Origin of the sequence: Massilia sp. IC2-278 (assembly GCF_020708045.1) — a bacterium.
In the GTDB taxonomy this organism is placed as follows: domain Bacteria; phylum Pseudomonadota; class Gammaproteobacteria; order Burkholderiales; family Burkholderiaceae_D; genus Telluria.
Map to the genome: position 1 here is coordinate 36824 of NZ_JAJFES010000017.1, position 15979 is coordinate 52802.

Genomic DNA, 15979 nt, shown 5'->3' on the forward strand with positions numbered 1-15979 from the left:
ACGGCTGCCGTTACACAATCTATCGTCTGGCCCTGCTTTATCGCACGATTACAGGACGACCATGACTCCTACCGTCTCGACCGCTGGCGCTGCCGCCAGCGCGCCCACGTTCCTGCCTTTCCAGCGCCAAGCCCTGTTCGTGGCAGTCGTCATTGCCGTCGCCACGCTGCTGCTGATGCCGACCGCGGCCGACAAATGGCCCGCCATTCCGGCCTTCCTGCCGTCCTACCAGACCAGCATCATCGGCGCCTATACGGTGGCAGCCTATCTGCTCTACGGCTACTTCATGCAGACGCGCACCCACGCCGTGCTCTACCTCTGGGGCGGCTCGGTGTACACGGCGATCATCCTGACGGCCCAGTTTCTGTCGGTACCGGGCGCCTTCATTCCCGGCGAGCGCCTGCTCGGCGGCGGGCAGACCACCAGCTGGCTGTGGTTCTACTGGCACCTGGGCGCGACCGGCATGCTGTTCTGCTACGCCCTGTCCGAGCTGCGCGCACCTGGCCGGCGCGTGACCGACACCCGCGCCGCCTTCCTGCGCGCCCTGGGCTGGACCGGCGCCACCGTCGCCGTCACCCTGGCCTCGGTCACCCTGTTCGAGGCGCGGCTGCCGATTGTCGACATCGCCGGCGACTTCAACCGCATCACGCACAGCGGCTATGCCCCCTTTATTCAGGCCGTGATCATGGCGGCGCTGCTCATGATGTGGCGCGCCACGCGCTTCCGCACCCCGATCGCCGCCTGGATCGGCGTGGCCATGGTGGCGCTCGCCTTCGACAACCTGATCACGATGGCGGGCGGCACGCGCCTGTCGATCGGCTGGTACGTGGGACGCCTGAACGCACTGCTGGCGGCGCTGGTGATGCTGGGCCTCTACCTGAAGGAAGTCAACCGCGTCTACCTGCGCGCCACCGAGCATGCGCGCCTGCTGGCCGAGGCCCACGAACGCCTGGAAAGCGAGCACTCCCGCCTGCTCAGCATGTTCGAGCAGGCGCCGGGCTTTGTCGCGGTGCTGGGCGGCGACCATTGCCACCTGCAGATCGTGAACGCCGCCTTCCGCGAGCTGGTGGGGCCGCGTGAGCTGGCCGGCAAGCCGATCCGCAAGGCGCTGCCGGAGCTGGAAGGGCAGGGCTGGTTCGAGCTGGTGGACAAGGTCTGCGCCAGCGGCAAGTCGCACGTGGAAAACGGCATGAAGCTGAAGCTGCAGCGCGGCGACGGGCCGCCGCACGAGGTGATCATCGACGTGCTGTTCCAGCCCAACCTGGACCCAAGCGGCAAACTGGCCGGCGTCTTCATCCAGGGCCAGGACGTGACCGAGGAACACCTGGCGCGCCTCGAACTGGAGCGTTACCAGGGCCATCTGGAAAGCCTGGTGCAGGAGCGCACGCGCTCGCTGGAAGAAACCCGGAACGCGCTGATGCACTCGCAGAAGATGGAAGCGATGGGCAAGCTGACCGGCGGCGTGGCCCACGATTTCAACAACGTCCTGCACATCATCAACGGCAACCTCGACCTGATTAAGATGCTCGCCGCCGGCAACGCCAAGGTCGGCGAGCGCTGCCAGTCGGCGCAGACGGCGGTGCGCCGCGGGGCCAAGCTGTCCTCGCAATTGCTGGCGTTTGCGCGCAAGCAGCCGCTGCAGCCGAGTGCGCTCAAGCTGGAAGACGTGTTCGCGTCCATCGATTTGCTGCTCAAGCGTGCGGTGGGCGAGCGCATCGACATCCGTTTCGATAGCGCACCCGACGCCTGGAACGTGGAAGTCGACCCGCAGCAGCTGGAAAACGTGATCCTGAACCTGGCCTTGAACGCCAGCGACGCCATGCAGGACGGCGGCACCCTGGCGGTGACGGTGGCCAACGTGGACGACGGCCCCGAGGGCGGAGAATTTGTGCGCCTGTCGTTCGCCGATACCGGCGTCGGCATGAGCGAAGAAGTCAAGGCGCGCGCCTTCGAGCCCTTCTTCTCGACCAAGGGCGTGGGCAAGGGCACCGGCCTGGGCCTGAGCATGGCCTACGGCTTCGTCAAGCAAAGCGGCGGCCACATCGACATCGAGAGCGCACCGGGCGCCGGCACCACGGTCCACATCCTGCTGCCGCGCACCGGCGCGGCGGCCAGCGCGCGCAAGGCAGAGCGCGCTGCGGACGTCACCGGCGGCAGCGAGACCATCCTGGTGGTAGACGACGAACAGGACATCCGCGAGAACGTAACCCTGATGCTGACCGGGCTCGGCTATCGCGTGCTGGGCGCCGCCAGCGCCGATGCCGCCGCCCGCCTGCTCGAAGGCGAAACGCACGTCGACCTGCTGTTTACCGACGTGATCATGCCGGGCGCGATGAGCAGCCGCGAGCTGGCCGAGCGGGCCCGCGCGCGCCATCCCGGCATCCAGGTGCTGTTCACCTCGGGCTATACCGAGGACGCGGTGATCCGCAACGACCGCCTCGACGAAGGCGTGAATCTGCTCAGCAAGCCGTATGCGCGCGAGGAGCTGGCAGCAGCATTGCGCCGCCTGCTGGGCGAGGCCAGCAAGCCGGACGTGGAGGCCGAACCGGCGTAAGGCTCAGGGCCGGACCAGCGGCCGCACGTAATCCAGCAAACTGACCAAGGTCTTGCCCGGTTCTTCCCACGGCACCATGTGCGCCGAATGCTCGAACCAGACCGCCTGTTTCGACGGCGCCTGCACCTGCGCCAGCCAGTCCACCGTCGGCTGGGTGGGCGTGGTGTAGTCGTGGCGGCCGAGGAACATCACCACCGGAATCGGAAAGGTTTTGACCTGTGAGAAATCGACCTTCACGAATTCCGGCAGCAGGCGCCCGAGCGTGAACAGGCTGCCCTGGTCGATCGCCTTGACCTGGGCGTCGGTGTAGTCGGGCGAGAGCAGGGGGCCGCTGAAGTAATACGTCGAGGTGCTGCGGAAGGCGCTCAGGCCACCGTAGTGCTGGGGCCACTTGCGGGCGACGATGATGCGTTCGCGCGTGATGGGTTGCGTGCCGGGGTAGGGCGCGATCGAGGCCAGCTCCTTTAGCGCTTCCTCGTTCTTGTGCAGCTTCGCCTGCTCCACGGCGTACTCGTAGCTGATGCGCTCGTTCTCGCGGGTGCTGATCACCTGGCCGATGCCCACGTAGGCGTGGAACAGATCGGGGCGCTTGAGCGCCGCGCCCATGCCGACGATCGTGCCCCAGCTGTGGCCCACCAGGATCAGCTTGCGCTTGCCGTAGCGCTTGCGCACGTGTTCGGCCACTTCGATGGCGTCGTCGACATAGCGTTCGATGCGGATCGTGGGCGCGACTTTCTCCGGATCGGTTTCCAGCAAGGTCTTGCCGGCGCCGCGCTGGTCCCAGTGCACCACCGTGAAGTATTCCTCGATGGGGCGCTGGAACTCCCACATGGTGGGTGTGATCGGCGCCGCCGGGCCGCCGTGCACGAACAGGATGATGGGGTTATTGCGGTCCTGGCCGCGCACGTTCAGCCACTGGTCGATGCCGCCGATGACGGTCTTGTACGACTCCTGGATGCCGCTCGGGGCGGCGATGCGTTGCAGGTCTTCGATGGCGGCGCGGGCGCGGGCAAGGTGTTTCGCGTCGCCGGTTTCCTGGGCCAGGGCGGGGGCCAGGCCGAGCAGGGCGACGCAGAACAATAGGGCGTTCTTCATAGGGCCTCGCAAGCAAACGGTCGAATGCTCAGCATACGCCGGTGCTGGACGCGGGCGGGCACGCTTGCGACGGGCGGCCGGATGGTGGGAGCGAACGGTGCATTGGGCTTGCATCGCATCAATGCATGAGAAACCGTCTCGGATAGATTGGGCTGCCCGATCTGAACCCGAATGCACTGAACCTGACCCCGGGAATCCGCATGCCCAAACGCTATCTCATCTTGCTCGGCGCACAGACCACGGCTGGCGGTACGGTCAAGACCGCCACTTCCTTCCTGTCTTACAACGGTCTTCCCTATGTGCTCGAAGGCGACCTGGTCGACTGCCCGGCGTGCGGGCGGGAGGGGACGATCCAGTGCGTCGCGCCGAGGCTGGATGCCCGTTACAACGGCAGGCAATATGCGCTGGAACACGACTTGTGCCTGTGCGGCTGTAGCCCGCCGCCGCGCCTGGTTGCGAACCAGCAGCACAACTGCCAGTTTGTGGACGGCGCCGGTTCAAGCGGCAGCTCGCTGGACGCAGTGCTTTCCCAGATGCAGGCGAGCGCCGGCAAGACCGAGGCCGCACCGCTGCAGTTGGTCCGCGCATCGGATGAGCAGCCATTTCGCAACCGCCATTACATCCTCGAACTGCCCGACCGGAACATCGAGGGCGTGACCGACGCCGAAGGCTTTACCCAGCCGCTGACCCAGGCAGAGCGTGACGCCCTGGTTGCCTGGCATGCCGAGCAAGACCCGGCAGCGTGATCCGGTGGAAGAGCGCATGGCCGATATCCCATTCACCAGGCACGCTTCCGACGCCATCGCACTGAACCGCAACATTGTGCCTGTACCGGAATGCAAGGTCTATCCGGCACTGCAGGATGGGAAGCAGGTCGACTGCGTGCGGGTCAGCCTGCTCGACCCTGCCGCGGTATGGTTGCGTTGCCAGCACGAGGCCGAGCAATGGGTAACGGATGCGCAGAGCGGCAAAGCGTTGACCAGGCCGGACGCCATCAACCGGCGCATCAATTCGGCGTATGCTTTTCTGTGGCTGAAGGACAAGCGCTTCCAGTGGGCGGGGCTGGCCGCGTTTGCCTCGAAACACGTCGGGTGCGGCTTGCTGCATGCATCGACGACGCTGAAGGAAGCGCACGACCGGGTGCTGGCGAATCCCGACTTTCTGGATGTCGGCAGCAGCGGGGAGGCGGTTGGGGCTTATACGATGTACGGCAAGCTGGCGCTGGGGAACCTGTCGCTGTTTCTCGATATTTATCCGTTGCACAGATTTTATATGCTGCGCGGATGTAAGGCATTCGAGAGCAGCCTGAAGTATCGGCGCGAGATCAAAGACAAAGTGCGCTGGCCGGAAGAGGCGAAGCAGCGACTTGAGTTTGGGCGTCCGTTCTCTGAAATTCTCGAAGGCTTCAAGGCAATTGAAGACGGCAAGATCGAGGAAAGCGTCAAGATTCTGGCGCGGCATGAGCAAGTAAATATTCTACAAAAAGTCATCTACAACGACACGGATACGCGATTGGCCCTGGATGCCAACCAGTTCGCTTGGGTTCATCATCTGCGTGGCGCCGCCGAGATCCAGCTCACATTGTCGGCACAATGCAAACCCGATGGAAAATTGACGAGCTGGTTTTCACGTTTGACCTCAGTACATTTATGGGATGAGAACGACCGTATGGCTTTTGTCATCCGTACGGCAGGGCAATTCGCCAAGCTGTTGAAGGGCAGCGAACGTCCCCTGATCAAACGTGCGATAGCTGAGATTTACCATGGCGGAGGCATACCGTGAGCCCGAAAGTTATCCGATCAGTCATTGCAGCGCTGGCGATTCTATTTGCTGCTGCTTTTATGTCGCGACCAGCGCCGACTGTGCTTGTCGCGCGCATCGGCATGACGTATGACGAAGTGATCGAGCGCTCAAGCTATCCGGCATCAGCTAATGGGATGTCACCGGCTGGCGATGAACATGGATTCGGCACAATCGATGTAACGGAGCGTGCAGTCGTTATCAAGTACGACGATCCGCAGCACGGTTTCGAACTTCCACCGACGAAATTCGCTGCCCTGACATTTGGCGATTCCGTCCTCAGGACGATCTCGACCTCTCCTATGCTCGAAGCGCGCCGCTTTCCGGAGGCAGTCGAAGTACTGGCGCAATTGCAGGCGGCTTTCCTGGCCCGTGGTTGGGTGCCCTGGAAAGGAAACCAGAGCGTATGGTTCGACTTGACGCCAGCAGGACGCATAGCGCTGCATGCCGAGTTAATGCGCTATAGCCAAGCTGAGCAATGGCTGGTGGTGCCGCATCGGCATGTTGGCATGATCTTCCGGATCAAGTGCGTGGACGATTGCGATGACGAGGACGATGCGCGCTTCCTGATCGATGTCGGCTTGGGGAAAGAGGTGGGTGACGGAACCCCGTGATCGCCTAACGCATATAAAAAAGCCACGCGCCCGAAGATGCGTGGCTTTTGACTTCCTGTACTGCTATCGAACGGCCCGAATTACAGCGCGTTCATTTCCTTCAGCAGGTTATCCGCTTTATCCACGTGCTTCATGTTCCACAGGATGTAGCGCACGTCGACCTGGATGTCGCGGGTATTGGCCGCGTTGAAGTCCCAGTCCGAGATGATCGAGTCCAGGGTGCCGTCGAAGGCCAGACCGATCAGCTCGCCGCGCTTGTTCAGCGCTGCCGAACCCGAGTTGCCGCCGGTGATGTCCAGCGTCGCCAGGTAGTTGACCGGCACGGTCTTCAGCACAGGGTCGACATACTTGCCGAAGTCCTTGGCCTTGATCGCGGCCAGCTGGGCTGCCGGTGCATTAAACTCGCCTTCGCCGGTGTTTTTCGCGACCACACCCTTGACGGTGGTGAACGCGGTCCACGAACCGGTGCCGTCGGCGCCATGGTCGCGGCCCATGATCTTGCCGAAGGTCACGCGCAGGGTGCCGTTCGCGTCTGGGTAGACGGCCTGGCCCTTGCTGTTCATGTAGGCGATCTTGGCCTTCATGTAGCCGCCGTAGGCTTTCTGGATCTTGCCGGCAAGTTCTTCCTCTTTAGCTTCGTCCTTCAGGTCGGCGTCATACATGGCAACGGCTGCCTTGATGAAGCTGTCGTTGCTGGCCTTGAATTCGGCCGGCGACTTCTTCAGCCAGGCGGTGCGCTCTTCCTTGTTGGCCAGTTTCGAACCGGAGTAGGCCTTGTCCAGGGCGGCTTTCAGTTCGTCCTGGCTCATGCCTGCGCGCAGGCCGAGGGCGTCGTTGAAGGCCTTGTCCTGCTCGGCGGCTGGCTGGGCCAGGTACTTGGTCAGGAAGTTCATGACCAGCGCCTTGTCGACCTTCTCGTCGTAGGTGCGGTCCTGGCCGGTGATCACCGAGGTGACGCGCGCCATGTCGCGTTCCTGGTAGCCCGACTTGCGCTGGGCGTCCGGCTTGGTGCGCTCGTTGGCCAGGCGGTACAGGCTGCGTGCCGAGCTCAGGAAGCGTGGCTGGGCGTAGCCCAGGTAGAAGCCCTGCTTGGTGTGGGCGTCACGCTCGGCGATCAGCTTCTCGGCGGTGTCGATGTCGGCGCCGAATTGCTTCTTGCGCGCGGCATCGCTGTTCACCCATGCCTTCAGGGCATTGTGTTCGGCGGTCTTGCGCTGCAGGAAGTCGCTCTCGCCGTACGAGGTCAGCATGCCCTTGCGGTTCTTGTAGTAGTTGTTCACGCCCGCGATCTGGCCGGCGTACTTCAGCTTGGCGGCCGGGTCGTTCTTGGTTTCGCGTTCGATGATGGCCAGCACTTCACCCGAGGCTTGCACGAAGGCCGGGTAGTTCCAGTCGAAGGTGTACTGCACTTCCGACGGCAAGCGGTGGCGGTTGGTACGGCCAGGGTAGCCGGCGACCATGATGAAATCGCCTTCCTTCGAGCCTTCGGTGGCCAGCTTCAGGAAGTGCTTTGGCACGTAAGGAACGTTGTCGGCGGCGAAGTCGGCGGCCTTGCCGTCCTTGCTCACGTAGGCGCGGTAGAAGCCGTAGTCGCCGGTGTGGCGCGGCCACATCCAGTTGTCGGTGTCGCCACCGAATTTACCCACGCCCGACGGCGGCGCGTGCACCAGGCGCACGTCGCGGATTTCCAGCTGCTTCAGGCGGTAGAACTCAAGGCCGCCGTAGTAGCTGGCCACGGTGCAACGGTAGCCCGGGGTCTTCTCGCAGGCGGCAACCATTTCCTTCTGGTTCTTTTCGATCGCGTCGATGCGCGCCTTGCCGTTCAGCCTGGCGACTTTCTTGTCGATGATCTGGTCGGTAACGTTGGTCACTTCTTCGGTCACGAAGACGCGGCTGCCCGGGGCGGCCGGCACTTCTTCGCCCAGGGTCTTGGCCAGGAAGCCGTTCGCCAGCAGGTCGCGCTCAGGAGTCGAGTTGACGGCGACGCTGTTGTACACGCAGTGGTGGTTGGTGATGACCAGGCCCTGCGGCGACACGAAGGAAGCCGAGCAACCGCCCAGGCTCACGATGGCGCCCATCGGGAATTCGGTCAGCTGGGTCAGGGTGGCCGGATCGAGTTCCAGGCCGGCGGCTTTCAGTTGCTGGGCTACTTGTGGCAGCTGCTGCGGCATCCACATGCCTTCGTCCGCTTGTGCGGCGAAGCTGGTCAGGATGGCGAGCGAGAGAAGGGTCTTTTTCATTCGCGTGTCAGGGATGGTTGATATCAGGAGCGTCCGGCTCCGCGGAGCACCCCGGAGTATGGGTACTCCACTGTTGCCTCGTCAACCAATATTTCCGTTTCGTGACATGCAGTCTTTACAGCTGCGACCCCAGCAATGAGGCCACTTCGCCGGCCAGTTTTTCGGCCATCGGACGGTCGCGCCAGGCCTGCAGCGTGATCGGGCGCGCGCGCTTCCAGTCATCCTCGAAGACATCGCGCTGGGTCTTGGCAAAGTCCGGGTCGAGCAGGTTCAGGTTCGCTTCGTCGTTGATGCTGAACGAGCGGTTGTCGAAGTTGGTGGAACCGACCGAGACCATCATGTCGTCGACGATCAGCGCTTTCACGTGGTACATGGTCGGCTGGAATTCCGCGATCTTGATGCCGGCTTCCAGCAGCGGACCCCAGCGCTCGCGCGAGGCCACGCGCACGATGTCGGAATCGATGTCCTTGCCCGGCGTGATGATGCGCACGTCGACGCCGCGCTTGGCGGCCGCCACTAGGGCCTTGATCGCCAGCTCGTCGGGCACGAAGTAGGAGGCCGACAGCAGGATCGACTTGCGCGCGGCCGTGATCGCCATCAGGTACATCAAATGCATGCTGGCGCTGCCGCCGGTGGGCGAGCTGGAAAACATCTGCGCGGGAATCTCGCCGCGCGCCTGCAGCGGCGGGAAGTAATCGGGGCCGTCGAGGACGGTGCCGGTGGACTTGGTCCAGTTATCGGTGAACACGGCCTGCATCTGGCCGACCACCGGGCCCTCCACGCGGAAATGGGTGTCGCGCCAGTGATCCTCGTCCTGGGCATTGCCGCGCCACTGGTCGGCAATGCCGACGCCGCCGGTAAAGCCGATTTGCCCGTCGACGATCAGGAGTTTACGGTGGGTGCGGTTGTTCAGGCGCGCCAGTTTCCACCAGGCCGGCTTGTGGTAGCGCTGCACCTGCACGCCGGCGTCGCGCATCGTTTTCAACGAATCGTCGTCCATCTTGATGCTGCCGACGAAGTCGAGCATCACGTGCACCTTGACCCCGGCGCGGGCGCGCTCGGCCAGGGCATCGCGGAATTCGTGGCCAATGGTGCCGGACCAGTAGATATAGGTTTCGAAGGTGATGCTGGTCTTGGCCTGGCGGATCGCGTCGAGCATGGCCGGGAAGATCTGGTCGCCGTTCAACAGCACATCGACCTTGTTGCCCTCGATAATGGGCGGGCCCAGCAGCACGCCCATCGAGCGGCGGAACTGGGCATCGTGGATATCGTACTGGCGCGTCAGCTGGGTCTCGATCTGCTTTTCGCTCGGCATAAAGTTCAGGGCGAGGAAGCCGGCCAGCAGGGTGACGATGCTGGTGATCAGGACGATGGTAAAAATTCTGGCGCGCATGGCAGTCTTGGCAAATCGGGCAAAAAAAAACCAACGCGTAGCAGCGTTGGTTTATCAGGAACTTACCACGTTATTAGCGTACGCGGCCGCGGCGCAGCAGGTTGACGATGGCCAGCAGGATGACAGCGCCCAGGAAGGAAACCAGCAGCGACGACACGCTGAAGTCGTCCGAATTGATGGTGCCCGTGCCGAACAGCGGCGACAGCAGCCAGCCACCCAGGAAGGCGCCGACGATACCGACCACGACGTTCAAAATCATGCCTTGCTCGGCATCGGTCTTCATGACCATGCTTGCAAGCCAGCCCAGGATACCACCGACAACGATCCAGATAATGAATAGCATTTTTAGTTCCTCCTCATAGTGAAAAAACCTACCTGAGGCCAATTGTTTGAGTGGCCATGTGAAAAAGTCTACGGATTCCAACCGTAGCGGGTCGGTGCGGCAAGTAACGTTAGACGACGAATCTGATGCGTGTGTTCCGGCGCCGGATTTGATGCCGCTTCGACCACCGTTCGATGCCTTGTCCGATGCTTACCAAGAGGCGGTTAATTGATGCCGGGAATGTCCTGGACAGGGTGCGTCAGCGAACAGAAGTGAATAGCTCGGCAGGCATATCTTTCACGGACCGGCAACGCCCCACATTGAGGCGCGTTGCACCCCGATTCCGCGTCAGACCCTTTCGAAAGGATTCATCATGAGCTACGACACCAACAACAACCAGCAGTCGCGCATGGTCACCGGCCTGTTCCCCGATCGCGCCAGCGCCGAGCGCGCCTACGGTTCGATTTCCGACCGCGGCTATGGCCGCGACGACGTCAACCTGATGATGTCGGATTCGACCCGCAAGACCCACTTCAGCGATACCGATACCGAACTGGGCAGCAAAGCGGCCGAAGGCGCCGGCATCGGCGCGGGCATCGGCGGCACCATCGGCGCCGTGCTGGCCGGTATCGCCGCGGTCGGCACCACGCTGGTGCTGCCGGGTGTTGGCCTGGTCGTGGCCGGTCCGCTGGCGGCAGCCCTGGCCGGCGCTGGCGCGGGCGGCATCACCGGTGGCCTGATCGGTGCGCTGATCGGCGCCGGCATTCCGGAAGAGCGTGCCAAGCACTATGAAGAAGGTATCCATAACGGCGGCATCCTGATGGGCGTGAACGCCCGTTCCGACGAAGACGCGGCCCACATCCACCGCTCGTGGACCGAAAGCGGCGGCTCGCACGTGATCGGCGCCGGCGTCGGCGGCACGGCTGGCGCGCTGGTTGGCGCCGGTATCGGCGCCGCGGCCGGCCCGGTCGGCATGGTAGCCGGCGCCGCCATCGGCGCGGTCACCGGCGGCATCGCTGGCAAGGGTGCAGGCGAAGTCGTGAATCCGAAGACCGGCGACGATCTGTCGGAACACCACCTGGCCAAGGGCGTCGGCGCCAGCGCTGGTGCGGCCACCGGTGCGGCGATCGGCGCCGTGGGCGGCCCGATCGGCATGGCGGCCGGTGCCGTCGTTGGCGGCCTGGCGGGCGGCGCTGCCGGCCGTGGCGCGGGCGAAGTGGTCAATCCAAAAGCGACCGACGACCTGAACGACCATAACCTGGCGCAAGGCGTCGGCGGCGCCGGCGGCGCGGTGGCTGGCGCCACGGTCGGTGCGGTTGGCGGCCCGGTCGGCATGGCTGCCGGCGCCGTGATCGGCGGCCTGGCTGGCGGTGCAGCCGGCAAGGGCGCGGGCGAAGTCGTCAACTCGGCGCCTGGCGACGAGCTGCACGACCATAACCTGGCCAAGGGCGTGGGCGCCGGCGGCGGCGCTGCGGCGGGCGCATCGATCGGCGCCGTCGGCGGCCCGGTCGGCATGGTGGTCGGCGCCGGCATCGGCGCCGCTGTCGGCGGCATGGCCGGCAAGGGCGTCGGCGGCCTGGTGAACCCGGCCCAGGAAGACGACTACTGGCGCAACAACTACCAGAACCAGTCGCACTACACCCCGGGCTACACCTACGATGACTACGCACCGGCCTACGCGCTGGGCTACAACGGCAAGGGCCGCTATCCAGGCAGCTACGACCAGAACGAATCCTACCTGTCGGACGAGTGGAACAGCAGCAAGGGTTCCTCGCGCCTGTCGTGGGACCACGCGAAGGTCGCCAGCCGCGCCGCATGGGACCGCGTCGAGCGCGCGATTCCGGGTGACTCGGACCGCGACGGCAAGTAATTAGCCGGACGTAAAAAAGCCCCGCTGCAGCGATGCAGCGGGGCTTTTTGTTTTATCACATCAATTACTGCTTGACCGCTTCCACCTGGATCGCCAGCTTCACTTCCGGCGAGAAGCGCGGCAGGCCGAAGCTCACGCCGAAATCGCTGCGCTGGAAGGTGGCCGAGGCATCGGCGCCGCAGACTTCGCGTTTCAGCATCGGGTGGTCGATGCACTTGAACTTGTTGATGGTCAGGGTCAGCGGTTTCGTGACGCCGTGCAGGGTGAACTGGCCTTCGACAGCCACCGGGGTGTCGCCGTTGAAGCGCACTTTATTGCCCTTGAAGGTAGCGGTCGGGAACTGGGCGACGTCGAAGATGTCCGGCTTGCGTGCGTGCTCGTTCATCTTTTCATGGCCGAAGTCCACGCTGTTCATGTCCACGGTGATGTCGACGCTGCCGGTTTTCGCGGCGCGGTCGAGCGTGATGGTGCCCGAGGTCTTGGTGAACTTGCCGCGCCAGACCGAGATGCCCATGTGGTCGGCTTCGAAGCTCGGGTAGGTGTGGTTCGGCTCGATCTGGTAGGTATCGGCGGCGGCAAAGGCGAGGCTGGCGCTGGTGGCCAGGGTGGCGGCGACGAGGAACTTGAGTTTCATGTGTACATCCCTTGGTTGGCTTGGTGATTTACTGGCCCGCGGTAACGCGGAACTTGATGACAACTTCATCGGCGACCATGCTGGTGTCTTTCCACTCGCCTTCGCCGATATTAAAAGCCAGGCGCTTGATCGGCAACTGGCCTTCGAAAACCTGCTGCTTTCCTGCCGTTTTCACCGCCAGCGGGAAGCTCACGTCGGCAGTCTTGCCCTTGATCGTCAGCTTCCCGGCAACATTCAGCTTGTCCGCGCCGGCTGGCCTGATCGACGTCGAAACAAACGTCGCTTTCGGGAACTGCGCCGTATTGAACCACTCTTTCTTGGCAACCTCGCGGTTATATTCCGGGTCGCCCAGGTCCATGCTGGCCGTGTTGATGTCGACCGCGGCCTTCGAGGCGTCCGGCTTGGCCGCGTCGTAGTCGATCTGGGCGCTAAAGGTCTTGAACTTGGCCTCGACCGGCACGTTCATCTGCTTGAAGGTGGCCGAGACGCTGCTTTTCGCCAGGTCGGTTTTCAGTGGGGCAGCGTGGACGGCGGCGGCGGTGAACAGGGCGGCCGCGAGCAGGGTGCGCAGGGGTGTCATCGGAAACTCCTTATCGTGAAAAGGGCAGCATGCGCTGCATCACGCCGTCGCGGTCCAGCAGCAAGTGCTTGAACGCAGCCAGCACGTGGATGGCCACCAGGGCCGCGAGCAGCATGTTGAGCCAGTAGTGCAGGGCGCCGAGCGTGGGTTTCAGGGCGGCGTCGGCCTCGATCAGCGCAGGCAGCGGGAACAAACCGAAATACACGACCGGCACGCCGGCCGCCAGGCTGTAGAAATAACCGGACAGGGGCACGGCGAACATCAGCACGTAAAGCAGGCCGTGCAGGGAATGGGCGGCGTGGCGCTGCCAGGCGGGCATGTGGGCCGGGTAGGCCGGCGGGCGCGAGCGCAGGCGCCACAGCAGGCGCAGCGCGGCCAGCGCCAGTACCGTCACGCCGGCCCATTTGTGCCAGGAAAAGTAGCGCAGCTTGGTTGGGGTGAGGCCGGGAATGTCGGTCATCACCAAGCCGAGCGTGAATGTGGCAATGATGAGGACGGCAATCAGCCAGTGCAGGGCGATGGCGACGGAGGAATAACGCTGCATGGTCGATTGTCCGTGTTCGTACTGGTTAGCGCCAGACTATAACAAAAAGCCACGCCGGTGTGGGAGAGTCGGTTGTTTCTTTCTGTACACTAGCATGGATTGTTAAACGTGCACAGCCGTGAAGCCGCCGAATGTAAAATCGAGACTAGCGTGAATTTATAATTTGGACGCGGCGTCGTCGCACCGTGTAAAGGAAGTCATGCACCATCCCTTGTTCTTGTTGCGTCCGCGCGCACTGGCCATCTGGCTCGGCCTGGCGCTGTGCGCGTCGGCGCCGGCGATGGGCGCCACCTCCGCGCAGGCCGCAACGCCGTTGCCGGCGCCGCAAGCCGATTTCGCCGATCTGTCGATCGAGGAACTGGCGAACATCCAGGTCACTTCGGTCTCCAGGAAGCCCGAGCGCCTGCAGGATGCACCGGCCGCGGTGTTCGTCATCACCCACGAGGACATCCGCCGCGCCGGCGCGCGCAGCCTGCCCGAAGCGCTGCGCCTGGCGCCGAACCTGCAGGTGGCGCAGATCAGCAGCTACGGCCATGCCATCAGCGCGCGCGGCCTGAACGGCAGCAACAACAGCGCACCGAACAAACTGCTGGTGATGATCGATGGCCGCTCGGTGTATGCGCCGCTGTTTTCCGGCGTGTTCTGGGACATGCAGGACGTGATGCTGGAAGACGTCGAGCGCATCGAGGTCATCAGCGGGCCGGGCGGCACGATGTGGGGCGTGAACGCGGTGAACGGCGTGATCAACATCACGACCCGTTCGGCGCGCGAGACCCAGGGCAGCCTGGCCGTGCTGGGTGCGGGCAGCGACGGCGCCGACCTGGCTTTCCGCCAGGGCGAGCGCAGCGGGGACGCCAGCTGGCGCGTGTACGGCAAGGCGCTGCGCCGTTCCGCCGGCGAACTGGCCGGCGGCGCGCGCGTGGACGACGCCTGGCGCCAGGCGCAAATCGGCTTCCGTACCGACTGGGAGCGCGGCGCGGACACCTTTAGCGTCAACGGCAACGTGGTGCGCGGAGAGCTCGGGCAGCCGGAGCCGGGCGCCATTTCCGTCAGCGGCCTTGGGCTGCGCCTGGGCGACATCCGCACCGAAGGCGCCAACCTCACCGGGCGCTGGCAGCATGCGCTTCCCAATAGCGGCAGCCTGGCCGTGCAGGCTTACCTCGACCACACGCGGCGCGAAGTGCCGCCCACCTTTACCGAATCGCTGTCGATCGCCGATGTCCAGTTCCAGCACACCTTGCCGGTACGGGGCGCCCACAGCCTGGTATGGGGCGCCAACTACCGTCACAGCTGGGACCGCGTCACCAACAGCGAAGTCATCGCCTTCCTGCCGGCGCGCGACCGGCAGACCTGGGCCAGCCTGTTTGCCCAGGACGAGATCGCATTGCGTCCGGACCTGAGCCTGACGCTCGGCGCCCGCATCGAACACAATGATTACACCGGCAACGAATTCCTGCCCACGGCCCGCCTGTCCTGGCGCGTGGACCCGCACCATACGCTGTGGACGGCCGCGTCGCGCACGGTGCGCGCGCCGACCCGGCTCGACGTCGACGCGTATATCCCCGGCCGTCCGCCGTATCTGCTGCAGGGCGGACGCCAGGTGCGCTCCGAGGTGGCGCAGGTCTTCGAGCTCGGCTACCGCGGCCAGCCACTGCCGGGGCTGTCGTATTCGGCGACGCTGTTCCATAACGACTACGACCACCTGCGCACCCAGGAGATCGACCCGACCTCTACCTTCCTCACCTTCGGCAGCCTGATGGAGGGCAGGGCGACGGGGATTGAGATGTGGGGCAGCTACCAGCTCAACCGCGCCTGGCGCCTGTCGGGCGGGTTCACGGCGCTGCACGAGCGGCTGCGGTTGAAGGCGGGCAGCAACGACGCGGCCGGGCCGGGTTCGGCCGGCAAGGACCCGGAGCACACGCTGCAGCTGCGCTCGTACCATGCGTTCGATGAACGGCGCGAGCTGGAGGTGGCGCTGCGCAAGGTGGCGGCGCTCGAAAATCCTGGCGTGCCGGGGTACTGGGCGCTGGATGCGCGCTTCGGCTGGCGCTTGCGGCCGAACCTGGAGCTGTCGGTGGTGGGGCAGAATCTGAACGGCAGCCATGGGGAGTATGGGGCGGTGGCGACCAGGCTGGAGCTGGAGCGCAGGGTGGGCGTCAAGCTTGTGTGGACCAATTGATGCGGCGGTGGGGTGCGTAGGGTGGACACCTGTGTCCACGCTGTGCCACGGATGGGTGTCGATATGTTCTCCATGACCTGCTGCCGTGGAGCTTTGCGTGTTTTGCGGCTGACCAGCAGCTCTACCGCGTGGGCACAGGTGCCCACCCTACAAA

The 15979-nt window shown here is 64.2% G+C and carries 13 protein-coding genes; 6 read left to right on the forward strand and 7 right to left on the reverse strand.

Annotated features, from left to right (window positions below; all coding sequences use genetic code 11):
* Positions 1–61: 61 nt before the first annotated feature.
* Positions 62–2554, forward strand: coding sequence for an MASE4 domain-containing protein (locus LK540_RS21955; RefSeq protein WP_229439520.1), 2493 nt, complete (start codon positions 62–64; stop codon positions 2552–2554).
* Between the two features lie 3 nt (positions 2555–2557).
* On the opposite strand, the gene LK540_RS21960 is transcribed toward LK540_RS21955, so the two are convergent.
* Positions 2558–3649 carry an alpha/beta hydrolase gene (locus LK540_RS21960; RefSeq protein WP_229439522.1) on the reverse strand — a complete coding sequence of 364 codons (1092 nt, stop codon included), beginning with the start codon at positions 3647–3649 and terminating at the stop codon, positions 2558–2560.
* 200 nt (positions 3650–3849) lie between these two features.
* On the opposite strand from LK540_RS21960, the gene LK540_RS21965 reads away from it, so the two are divergent.
* Genes LK540_RS21965 through LK540_RS21975 form a run of 3 tightly spaced genes read left to right on the forward strand, consistent with a single transcriptional unit; the run spans position 3850 to position 6063 of the window.
* Complete coding sequence (locus LK540_RS21965; protein ID WP_229439524.1) at positions 3850–4395, forward strand: PAAR domain-containing protein; 546 nt, start codon at positions 3850–3852, stop codon at positions 4393–4395.
* Positions 4370–5431 carry a DUF2515 family protein gene (locus tag LK540_RS21970; RefSeq protein ID WP_229439526.1) on the forward strand — a complete coding sequence of 354 codons (1062 nt, stop codon included), beginning with the start codon at positions 4370–4372 and terminating at the stop codon, positions 5429–5431. Before LK540_RS21965 ends, LK540_RS21970 begins: the two co-directional genes overlap by 26 nt.
* Positions 5428–6063, forward strand: a complete 636-nt coding sequence (locus LK540_RS21975) for a hypothetical protein (RefSeq protein ID WP_229439528.1) — start codon at positions 5428–5430, stop codon at positions 6061–6063. Before LK540_RS21970 ends, LK540_RS21975 begins: the two co-directional genes overlap by 4 nt.
* Positions 6064–6143: 80 nt before the next feature.
* Here LK540_RS21975 and LK540_RS21980 read toward each other — a convergent pair whose 3' ends face one another.
* The 3 genes from LK540_RS21980 to LK540_RS21990 all read right to left on the reverse strand — a co-directional run bounded on the left by LK540_RS21980 (position 6144) and on the right by LK540_RS21990 (position 10039).
* Positions 6144–8303, reverse strand: a complete 2160-nt coding sequence (locus LK540_RS21980; protein ID WP_229439529.1) for a S46 family peptidase — start codon at positions 8301–8303, stop codon at positions 6144–6146.
* 115 nt (positions 8304–8418) lie between these two features.
* Positions 8419–9696, reverse strand: coding sequence for a cardiolipin synthase (cls, locus tag LK540_RS21985; protein WP_229439531.1), 1278 nt, complete (start codon positions 9694–9696; stop codon positions 8419–8421).
* A gap of 73 nt (positions 9697–9769) precedes the next feature.
* Positions 9770–10039, reverse strand: coding sequence for a GlsB/YeaQ/YmgE family stress response membrane protein (locus tag LK540_RS21990; protein WP_036212790.1), 270 nt, complete (start codon positions 10037–10039; stop codon positions 9770–9772).
* Positions 10040–10391: 352 nt separating this feature from the next.
* Between LK540_RS21990 and LK540_RS21995 the strand changes: the two genes are divergently transcribed.
* Complete coding sequence (locus tag LK540_RS21995; protein ID WP_229439533.1) at positions 10392–11888, forward strand: hypothetical protein; 1497 nt, start codon at positions 10392–10394, stop codon at positions 11886–11888.
* A gap of 64 nt (positions 11889–11952) precedes the next feature.
* On the opposite strand, the gene LK540_RS22000 is transcribed toward LK540_RS21995, so the two are convergent.
* Genes LK540_RS22000 through LK540_RS22010 form a run of 3 tightly spaced genes read right to left on the reverse strand, consistent with a single transcriptional unit; the run spans position 11953 to position 13646 of the window.
* A complete protein-coding gene (locus tag LK540_RS22000; RefSeq protein ID WP_229439534.1) occupies positions 11953–12522 on the reverse strand; it encodes a YceI family protein in 570 nt (189 codons plus the stop codon).
* A 28-nt stretch (positions 12523–12550) separates the two neighbouring features.
* Positions 12551–13102, reverse strand: a complete 552-nt coding sequence (locus LK540_RS22005) for a YceI family protein (RefSeq protein WP_229439535.1) — start codon at positions 13100–13102, stop codon at positions 12551–12553.
* A gap of 10 nt (positions 13103–13112) precedes the next feature.
* Positions 13113–13646: a cytochrome b gene (locus tag LK540_RS22010; RefSeq protein WP_229439536.1), complete on the reverse strand. Its 534-nt coding sequence runs from the start codon at positions 13644–13646 to the stop codon at positions 13113–13115.
* Between the two features lie 199 nt (positions 13647–13845).
* On the opposite strand from LK540_RS22010, the gene LK540_RS22015 reads away from it, so the two are divergent.
* Positions 13846–15825 carry a TonB-dependent siderophore receptor gene (locus LK540_RS22015; RefSeq protein WP_229439537.1) on the forward strand — a complete coding sequence of 660 codons (1980 nt, stop codon included), beginning with the start codon at positions 13846–13848 and terminating at the stop codon, positions 15823–15825.
* Positions 15826–15979 lie beyond the last annotated feature (154 nt).